Annotated in this window: 9 protein-coding genes; 6 read left to right on the forward strand and 3 right to left on the reverse strand. The window is 70.4% G+C overall.

Annotated elements, in window-relative coordinates:
• Window positions 1–265 (reverse strand): hypothetical protein (locus DZG00_RS08005; protein WP_199689801.1); only part of this gene is annotated, 265 nt, incomplete at its 3' end.
• Window positions 266–400: 135 nt separating this feature from the next.
• On the opposite strand from DZG00_RS08005, the gene DZG00_RS08010 reads away from it, so the two are divergent.
• Together DZG00_RS08010 and DZG00_RS08015 are read left to right on the forward strand one after the other, a co-directional pair.
• Window positions 401–865, forward strand: coding sequence for a hypothetical protein (locus DZG00_RS08010; RefSeq protein ID WP_233548994.1), 465 nt, complete (start codon window positions 401–403; stop codon window positions 863–865).
• A gap of 50 nt (window positions 866–915) precedes the next feature.
• The gene (locus tag DZG00_RS08015; RefSeq protein ID WP_119381805.1) at window positions 916–1,908 is read left to right on the forward strand and encodes an aldo/keto reductase; all 993 of its coding nucleotides are present in this window, start codon (window positions 916–918) and stop codon (window positions 1,906–1,908) included.
• Window positions 1,909–1,973: 65 nt separating this feature from the next.
• Here the strand turns inward: DZG00_RS08015 and DZG00_RS08020 are convergent, their stop codons facing one another.
• Both DZG00_RS08020 and DZG00_RS08025 read right to left on the reverse strand, forming a co-directional pair.
• Window positions 1,974–2,447, reverse strand: a complete 474-nt coding sequence (locus DZG00_RS08020) for a hypothetical protein (protein WP_119381806.1) — start codon at window positions 2,445–2,447, stop codon at window positions 1,974–1,976.
• 71 nt (window positions 2,448–2,518) lie between these two features.
• A complete protein-coding gene (locus tag DZG00_RS08025; RefSeq protein ID WP_119381807.1) occupies window positions 2,519–3,730 on the reverse strand; it encodes an MFS transporter in 1,212 nt (403 codons plus the stop codon).
• Between the two features lie 1,251 nt (window positions 3,731–4,981).
• Here DZG00_RS08025 and DZG00_RS08030 point away from each other — a divergent pair.
• The 4 genes from DZG00_RS08030 to DZG00_RS08045 form a co-directional block, all read left to right on the forward strand.
• Entirely contained in the window at window positions 4,982–7,486 is a 2,505-nt protein-coding gene (locus DZG00_RS08030) for a ribonucleoside-diphosphate reductase subunit alpha (RefSeq protein ID WP_119381808.1), read from the forward strand.
• A gap of 170 nt (window positions 7,487–7,656) precedes the next feature.
• Window positions 7,657–8,652 (forward strand): ribonucleotide-diphosphate reductase subunit beta, encoded by a 996-nt coding sequence (locus DZG00_RS08035; RefSeq protein WP_012039117.1) that lies wholly within the window; start codon window positions 7,657–7,659, stop codon window positions 8,650–8,652.
• A gap of 134 nt (window positions 8,653–8,786) precedes the next feature.
• Window positions 8,787–9,320: a GNAT family N-acetyltransferase gene (locus DZG00_RS08040; protein ID WP_119381809.1), complete on the forward strand. Its 534-nt coding sequence runs from the start codon at window positions 8,787–8,789 to the stop codon at window positions 9,318–9,320.
• Between the two features lie 34 nt (window positions 9,321–9,354).
• A partial coding sequence (locus DZG00_RS08045; protein WP_255414031.1) for a sulfurtransferase occupies window positions 9,355–9,863 on the forward strand: 509 nt, incomplete at its 3' end.

Raw genomic sequence — 9,863 nt, forward strand, 5'->3', positions numbered from 1 at the left:
CGGGGCCCGCGGCGGCGTGCGCGTCGGTCGGGGCGGTCCATGCTGCGGGCGCGGCCGGGGTGGCGGGCGCAGCGGGCGCGGGCGGGGTGGCCGGCGTAGCGGGCGCGGCCGGGGCCGCGGGGCCGTCGGCGGCGGGACCTGCGGGCGCCGGCCAGGCCGGTCGCGCGGTCTCGGGTGCGGTCGGCGTGGTGGGGTCGGTCGAGCGGGTGTCGTCGACGGGGGCCTCGTCCGGACGACCGGTGGGCTCCTGGGGTGTCTCGTTCATGACGGGTCCTTCGTGTCTCGGGCGGCCCGGTGGGGGCCATGAGGAGATCACAGCGCGCGACCCTATGAGCAGCCCATGACGGGCACGAGCGTCCGCCAAGCATCCTGGGCCCCGCCCGGGCGTACCCTGAGCCGCATGACGCGGAGGTCGGACGGGGACGACGAGCCGTCCGGCGTGGATCCGCGGTTCGACCGGGCGTTCCAGCGCGGGGCCGTGTCGGGGTCGACTCCGCCGGCGGATCCGCCCGCGTTCGCCGACACCCCGGGCCCGGTCTCGCCCGCCGGGGACCCGCGCCCGCAGGAGGACGCGATGCCCGACGGGTCGCGGACGACCGACCACCCGATCGTCGCGGCCTGGCTCGCCCCCGTGCTCTGGATCCTCGCCGTCGCCTTCCCCGCCGCGGGCATCGGCCTGCGTGCGCTGGCCGCCGGGATCGCGACCTCCATGCCCTACTCGAGCTTCGGCGACCCGCTCGGGCAGCGCTGGCTCCTCGACCTCGTGCCCCTGCTCGTGACCCTGGCGCCGGGCGTCGTCGCGGGCGGCCCCATGGCCGTGATCGCGGCGCTCGCCGTGCACGCCCTGCGCCGGCGGCCCGCCTGAGCGGCGACCGCCGACCCGGGGCAGGTGCCCGCCGCGCGTAGGCTCGACCCATGGAGCAGAGAAGCCTCGGCAGGACCCATCGGAACGTCTCGGTCATCGGACTCGGGACATGGCAGCTCGGCGGGGACTGGGGTGACGTGGCCGAGGACGACGCGCTCGCGGTGCTCGACGCCGCGGCCGACGCGGGCATCACCTTCTTCGACACTGCCGACGTCTACGGCGACGGCCGCAGCGAGACGATCATCGGATCCTGGCTGCGGGCGCACCCGGACTCGGGCGTCACGGTCGCGACCAAGATGGGTCGCCGCGACGCGCAGGATCCCGCGAACTTCACGCTCGACCGCTTCCGCGAGTGGACCGACCGCTCGCGCCGGAACCTCGGCGTCGACACCCTCGACCTCGTCCAGCTGCACTGCCCGCCTACGCCCGTGTTCTCGAGCGACCGCGTCTACGACGCCCTCGACGAGCTCGTGGCCGACGGCGCGATCGCGTCCTACGGCGTGAGCGTCGAGACGACGGACGAGGCGCTCCTCGCGATCGCCCGCCCCGGCGTCGCGAGCGTGCAGATCATCCTCAACGCGTTCCGCCTCAAGCCGCTCGACCGCGTGCTGCCGGCCGCCCAGGAGGCCGGCGTCGGGATCATCGCCCGCGTGCCGCTCGCGTCCGGCCTCCTCAGCGGCCGCTACACCGCGGACACGACCTTCGCCGAGACCGACCACCGCAACTACAACCGCGGCGGCGCGGCGTTCGACGTGGGCGAGACCTTCTCGGGCGTCGACTACGACGATGGCGTCGCCGCGGCCCGCGAGTTCGCGGCCGCCGCGCACGAGGCGGCGCCCGATCTGACGCCCGCGCAGGTCGCGCTCGCCTGGATCGTGCAGCGCCCGGGCGTCTCGACGGTGATCCCCGGCGCGCGCAACGCGGAGCAGGCCCAGGCCAACGCGCGCGCCGGCGACGCGCCCGCGCTCGGCGAGGTCTTCGAGCGCCAGGTGTCGGACGTCTACGACCGCTACTTCCGCGCGGTCGTCCACCCGCGCTGGTAGTCCCGCCGGACGTGCGACGGCCCCGCTCAGCGATGCTGACCGGGGCCGTCGTCCGTGCGGGAGGGCTACTGCAGGGAGTCGCAGGCGCTCGACATCTGCGTCTTCAGCTCGTCGCTGATCGGCTGGCCGACGCCGGGCGCGATCTGGTCGGCGAGGGCGGTGATCTGCTGGCCGGCCGCGGCCGCGCCGCTCTCGGTGGATGCGGAGATCTCGGTGCCGAGGTCGCGGAACGCCTGGACGTCCGACTCCTCGAGCGTCGACTTGTCCTTGAGGCCGCAGGCGATGTCGCGGGTCTTCGCGGCGATGGCCTCGCGGGATCCGGGGGCTGCGGCCTCGCCGGAGCCGGCGTCGCCCTCGGTGGTCGCGTCGGGCGTGGGGGTCGCGGCCTCGGTGGACGCGGAGGCGGACGGGGTGGGCGTCGCGGCGTCGTCGGCGGCCGGGGAGCTGCACCCGGCGAGCGCGAGGCCGAGCACGAGGCCCAGCCCGGCGATCCCGGCGCGCAGGCGGCGCGTGGTCAGAGGGGTCTGCTGAGAGGTCATGCCCTCACACTATCCAGCGCGGCCGCGCGAGTTTCCGCGGGCGCCGAGACCCCGGGATGCGGATGCGCCCGTCAGGTCATTACCGGGACGGGCTCCGTGTCCGGGATGGGGCCGGCGTCGCGGCCGCGGAGGTCCGGGCTGTGCCGGTGGAAGACCACGGCGATCACCGCGCCGACCGCGAGCAGCGCCGCCGCGACGACGAACGCGCCCTGAGCCCCCTGCGCGTCGATGACGAAGCCGGCCGCGGCGGAGCCCAGCGCGGCGCCGATGAGCTGCCCGGTGCCGACCCAGCCGTAGGCCTCCGCGGTGTCGCTGAACCGGACCGACGAGGAGACGACGGCGAACAGCACGGCCAGCGCCGGCGCGATGCCGATGCCCGCGAGGAACAGGAACACGGAGAGCCAGACGACGTCCATCGACACGGCCGCGACGGCGGTGCCGACGAGGATGATCGCCATGCGCCGGGCCATGGCCCAGGGGCTGATGGGGATGTGGCCGAGGGCGAGGCCGCCGATGAGCGAGCCGACCGCGAAGATCGCGAGCACGAAGCCCGCCTCGGGGCCGCCGTGCCCGAACACCGCGACGACGCCCGCCTCGATGGCCGCGCAGGCCGCGATGAGGAGGAAGCCGACGACGGTGCTGAGGAGCACCGGCGGGCGGCCGAGGACCACGCCGAAGCGGCGCTTGCTGCGCGGGATGCGCACGCGGCCGAGCTCGGGGGAGGAGATGAACCACGCGCCGCCGCCGACGAGGAAGGCCGCCGCGACGAGGATCCCGGCGCTCGTGTCGACCTGGATCGCGAGGAACGTGGCGATGACGGGGCCGAGCACCCAGATGATCTCCTGGGCGGACGCGTCGAGGGAGAACAGGGGCGTGAGCTGCTTGGAGTTGACCATCTTCGGGTAGATGGTGCGCACGGCCGGCTGCACGGGCGGGTTCGCGAGCCCGGCGACCAGCCCCAGCACCATGAACACCGGGACGGACGTGCCCTCATCGCCGAGGGCCACCGCCACCACGGCGACCGTGCACACGACGGAGGTGAGGATGAGCACCGGGCGCATGCCCCAGACGCCCATCCACCTGCTGGTGAGTGGACCGGCGACGGCCTGGCCGATGCTGGTGGCCGCGAGCACGAGGCCGGCCGCGCCGTACGACTCGTGGATCCGCTCGACGTGCATGAGGAACGCCAGCGAGAGCATCCCGCCGGGGAAGCGCGCCACGAGCTGGGCGGCGATGATCCGGCCCACGCCGCGGGTCTTGAGGAGGCTTCCGTACGTGCTCACGAGGGTCAGATCCTACCGCCAGGCAGGCCCCCGCCCGCAGCCCCGGGCGCTACCGGACAGCGATGTCGGCGGCCCTCCGTAGCCTGTGGAACCTGTGGACAAGTCCGCGGAGTTGTCCACACCTGTGGACGACACGCCCACTACATATGGGGTTGGGAGCGCCCGTTTGACCGCATATATAGTGATGGACATGCAGAACGACCCCGCATGCGCGGGGTGAACCGAGCAGTACGGGGTCGAGAACCGGTTGGTAGGCCAGTTCGAAGAACCTAACATTGTCGGGCGCAATCCAGCGCCTTCGGCTCACGCCCGATTCTGCGCGATAGGGCAACACCCATGGCTAAGTCGCCACTGACGTCCGGAGACCGCACGCCGCGCTCCGGACAGTACGAAATCATCGGTTCCCGCGGGGGCCGCACCGGTACGGAGCGGACGTCGACGCGGGGAAACCCCCTGCCGCCAACTCCAAAGTCGGGGCAGACGTACAAGCTCGTCGATCCGACGAAGCACTGAGGGCCGCCGCATGACCACGCGACGCGTCAACGGACTGATCTACGTCTCATGCCCGGGGTGCGCGCGAAAGCTTGGACCCTACTCCCGGCTTAGCGCCGGGCGCGCGCGATGCGCGCACTGCGGTCGACAGTTCATCGTCACCGTCTAGCACTGCCTGAGATGGGGGAGGCGTGCCGCGACAGCGGGCGCCTCCCTTCTCTTGGTCTTGAGCGTGGCTACGTACCTTTTAGCGCTCCGACCCGCCCTCATCGGGGCGATACCAGTTGACCCGCCGCGCTAGTCGTCCACTGCCGCTCGACGTGCGGGAGGGGCGCCGGCGAGAGCATGCCGCCGGAAAGCGCGCCACGAGCTGGGCGCCGATGAATCGGTCCACGTCGCGGATCATCGGGACGCTCCCGAGCGTCCCGAGGTGAGTCGGGTCCTACTGGTCGCGAGCCCCGATCCCGCAGCCCCGGGCGCCACCGGACAGCGATGTCGGCGGCCCTCCGTAACGTGGGGGCATGTGCACAAGTCCGCGGACTTGTCCACATTCTGTGGATGACACGCCCACTAGATGTGGTGGCTAGGCGATCTCCGCAACCCGCCATATAGTGGCTGTCAGCCGACAGCCACTATATGGCTGGTTTGCGGAGCTGCCGTTTCAGCGGCCCGGAATCAGTACGTCATCGGCTCTATGAACCAGGGCATACCGCCCCGCCCAGAGGCATGGGCCTCGAGACCGCAAGGAGCAGATGCAGAGTGTCGATCACCGTAGTCAAGAGGGACGGCAGCAAGGAGCCGTACGACGCGAACCGCATCAACCTGGCCATCGAGGACGCGACGCAGGGCCTCGACGAGAACATCGGCTGGGTCACGCAGATCGCGTCGGAGCTGGAGATCACCCTCTTCGACGGGATCACCACGCAGCAGCTCGATGAGGCCGTCATCCAGGTCGCGCTCCAGAACGTGAAGGACGACCCGGCGTTCGACACCGTCGCCGCGCGTCTCCTCCTCAAGACCATCTACAAGCGCGTCCTCGGCGACTACTCGTCGCCCGAGGAGCTCAAGCGCCTCCACGCGGAGCACTTCGCCCGCAACATCCAGCGCGGCGTCGACGAGATGCTCCTCGACTCCCGCCTCGTGCAGCTGTTCGACCTGGAGCGCCTCGCCCAGGCCCTCGAGCCCGCGCACGACGAGCTGCTCAAGTACATCGGCGTCGTCACGCTGAACAACCGCTACGGCATCAAGGGCCGCAACGGCGACGCCCTCGAGGTGCCCCAGTACTTCTGGATGCGCATCGCGATGGGCCTCACGCTCAACGAGCAGAACCCGACCGAGACGGCCATCGCCTTCTACGAGAAGATGTCGAAGCTCGAGTACCTCGCGGCCGGCTCCACCCTCGTCAACGCGGGCACCATCTACCCGCAGCTCGCGAACTGCTTCGTCATGGAGATGCAGGACGACATCGAGCACATCGCGAAGACCACGCGCGACGTCATGTGGCTCACCAAGGGCACGGGCGGCATCGGCCTCTCCGTCTCCAAGCTGCGCGCGCAGGGCTCGCCCATCCGCTCGAACAACACCACCTCCACGGGCCCGATCCCGTTCATGCACACCATCGACTCGGTGCTCCGCGCGGTCAGCCGCGGCGGCAAGAAGTTCGGCGCCCTGTGCTTCTACATGGAGAACTGGCACCTCGACTTCCCCGAGTTCCTCGACCTGCGCCAGAACTCGGGCGACCCGTACCGCCGCACCCGCACCGCCAACACGGCCGTGTGGATCAGCGACGAGTTCATGAAGCGCGTCCAGAACGACGACGACTGGTACCTCTTCGACCCGCTGGAGGTCTCCGACCTCAACGAGCTGTACGGCAAGGCCTTCTCCGAGCGCTACGCGTTCTACGTCGGCGAGGCCGAGGCCGGTCGCATCCGGATGTTCAAGCGCATCAAGGCGCGCGAGCAGTTCAAGTCGATCCTCATCTCGCTCCAGACCACCAGCCACCCGTGGCTGACCTGGAAGGACACGATCAACAACCGCGCCCTGAACAACAACACGGGCACGATCCACCTCTCGAACCTCTGCACCGAGATCACGCTGCCGCAGGACGAGGACAACGTCTCCGTCTGCAACCTGGCGTCGATCAACCTGTCGCAGCACTTCGCAGACGGGAAGGTCGACTTCGCCAAGATCGAGCAGAGCGCGCGCCTCGCGGTGCGGCAGCTCGACAACCTCATCGACATCACGCGCTCCAGCGTGAAGGAGGCGGACTTCTCCAACCAGCAGAACCGCGCGGTGGGCCTCGGCGTCATGGGCTTCACCGACATCGTGGAGAAGCTCGGCTACTCCTACGAGTCCGAGGAGTCGTACGACCTGATCGACGAGATCATGGAGCACGTCTCCTACGCGGCCATCGACGAGTCGGCCGACCTCGCCCAGGAGCGCGGCGCGTACCCGAACTTCGAGGGCTCGCGCTGGTCGGAGGGCCTCGTGCCGCTCGACTCCATCGCGCTCATGGAGGCCGACCGCGGCGTGCCCGTGAAGGTCAACCGCACCACGCGCCTCGACTGGGACGCGCTGCGCACCAAGGTCAAGGGCGGCATGCGCAACGCGACGCTCATGGCGATCGCGCCCACCGCGTCCATCGGCCTCGTGGCCGGCACCACGCCCGGCCTCGACCCGCAGTTCTCGCAGATCTTCAGCCGCTCCACCTCCTCGGGCAAGTTCCTCGAGGTCAACCGGAACCTGGTGAAGGACCTGCAGGAGCTCGGCATCTGGGAGAGCGTGCGGGAGGCCATCCTGCGCAGCCAGGGCGACATCCAGAACATCGCCGCCATCCCGGATCACGTCAAGGCCACGTACCGCACGAGCTTCCAGCTCTCGCCGTACGCGTTCCTCGAGGTCGCGGCGCGTGCGCAGAAGTGGATCGACCAGGCCATCAGCCGCAACATGTACCTCGAGACGCGCGACCTCGGCGACATGATGGACATCTACTTCGCCGGCTGGGAGCGCGGGGTCAAGACCACGTACTACCTGCACATGAAGCCGCGTCACACGGCCGAGCAGTCGACCGTGAAGGTCGACAAGTCGCAGGACGCCGACGGCACCAAGCGCAAGGGCTTCGGCGGATTCGGCGGCGGCGCTCCCGCTGCCGTCCCCGCCCAGGCCGCTCCCGCATCCACCGCGACCGCGGAGGCCCCGGCCCCGCAGTCCGCTCCCGCGCCCCGCAAGGGCTTCGGCTTCGGCGGAGTGGGAGGTGCACGCTGATGAACGACGACACGTTCGGCGACTACGTCGTCCCCATGGACCCCATGGACGAGCTCCAGTGCGACTCCTGCCAGTAGGCAGGACCGCAGCAGCGGGCCGCGCAGCCAGCGCGGCGCGGCCCGCCCCCTCACGAACCACGAGCTAGAAGCGAATCGGAAGAAGAGACACCAATGTCGAAGATCCTCGGCACGGGAATCCAGGAGGGCCTCCTCCTCAAGCCCGTCAACTACCAGTGGGCCATGGACCTGTACGACCAGGCCGTCGCCAACACGTGGTTCCCCAACGAGATCCAGCTCGGCGAGGACATCGCGGACTTCAAGAAGATGACGGACGAGGAGCGCCACGCGATCACGTTCCTCATGAGCTACTTCAACCCGAACGAGCTCCTCGTGAACAAGGCGCTCGCGTTCGGCGTCTACCCCTACATCAACGCGCCGGAGTGCCACCTCTACCTGGCGAAGCAGATGTGGGAGGAGGCGAACCACTGCATGTCGTTCGAGTACGTCCTGGAGACGTTCCCGATCGACCGCGAGGCCGCGTACAACTCCCACGTCGACATCCCGTCGATGGCCCGCAAGGAGGAGTTCGAGGTCAAGTTCATCAAGCGCATGACCGAGCAGACCCTCGACATCACCACCACCGAGGGCAAGAAGGACTTCGTCCGGAACCTCGTCGCGTACAACGTGATCCTCGAGGGCATCTGGTTCTACTCGGGCTTCATGGTGTCGCTGTCGTTCCGCCAGCGGAACCTGCTGCGCAACTTCGGCTCGCTCATGGACTGGATCGTCCGCGACGAGTCGCTGCACCTCAAGTTCGGGATCAACCTCATCCTCACGGTGCTCGAGGAGAACCCCGACCTGCAGACCGAGGAGTTCGCCGCCGAGATCAAGCAGATGATCCTCGACGCCGTCGAGATGGAGGAGCAGTACAACCGCGACCTCCTGCCGAACGGCATCCTCGGGCTCAACGCGAACTACATCAACCAGTACGTGAAGTACCTGGCCGACCGCCGCCTCGAGGAGCTCGGCTTCGAGGCCGAGTACAAGGTCTCGAACCCGGCGAAGTGGATGGCCACGGCGAACGACACGCTGCAGCTCGTCAACTTCTTCGAGTCGACCAACACGTCGTACGAGTCGAACGCGTCGGCCACCGTCGGCGCCAAGTAGGACCGCACCACCCGCCGCGGGAGACCGCGGCACCGCACCACCGACGCCGCCCGCGCCGCGCATCCACCCGGATGCCGGTGCGGGCGTCGTCATGCCCGCGCCGTCGGCGGTCGGGACGGACAGGAAGAGGGAGCATGACCGAGCAGCAGACCGGGACGCGGCACGTCGCGCGGGACGGGCGGGTCTACCGCACCGAGGTGGTCGGCTGGGACGACCCGCGGGGCGCGCGGATCCGCGCGGCCATGGAGGCCGAGATGGACGTGCGGTACGAGGGCCGGCACGACGACGACCCCGACTGGCCCGCGAAGGCCGCGGTGGCGTTCGCGTTCGACCCGGCCGACGTCGAGGCCGTCGTGCTGCTCGTGCCCGAGGACGACGACCGGGACGCCGCCGCGCACGGCGTCATCCGGCACCTCCGCGACGAGCTCGAGCTGAAGAAGGTCGTCGTGGATCCGACGCACCGCGGCACGGGCCTCGCGCGCGTGCTCATGGCGGAGCTGGAGCGCGTGGCGCAGGAGCGCGGCGCTCGACGGCTGATCCTGCAGACGGGTGACCGGCAGCCCGACGCCATCCAGCTGTACGCGACCGCGGGGTGGCTGCCGATCGACGTGTACCCGCCGTACATCCCGGTCACGAACTCGGTCTGCTTCGAGAAGCCGCTGGGCTGATCGCGCGCGGCGCCCGGCCTGCGAGCATGGGCGGATGGAGATCCTCATCACGTCCGCCGAGCTCGACCACGCCCTGCGCACGCGCGACGACGTGCGCGTGATCGACGTGCGCTGGTCGCTCGGCGGCCCTCCCGGCCGGCCGCTGCACGAGGCCGGGCACATCCCGGGCGCCGTGTACGCGGACCTCGACACCGAGCTCGCCGGCCACGGCGCGCCCGAGGACGGCAGGCACCCGCTGCCCGCGACCGCCGACCTCGAACGGGCGGCGCGCGGCTGGGGGATCCGGCAGGGCGACACCGTGGTCGTGCACGACGGCGGCGGCAACACGGCGGCCGCGCGCGCGTGGTGGCTGCTGCGCGACGCGGGGATCGCGGACGTGCGGATCCTCGACGGAGCGCTGCCCGCGTGGATCGCGGCGGGGCTGGCGCTCGAGACGGGATCCACCGCGCCGGCGCCCGGCGACGTGACGCTCACCCGCGGCGCCCTGCCGACGCTCGACGAGGACGCTGCCGCCGAGCTGGCGCGCACGGGCGCGCTCCTCGA

Source organism: Clavibacter lycopersici, from assembly GCF_003576405.1.
Classification (GTDB): domain Bacteria; phylum Actinomycetota; class Actinomycetes; order Actinomycetales; family Microbacteriaceae; genus Clavibacter; species Clavibacter lycopersici.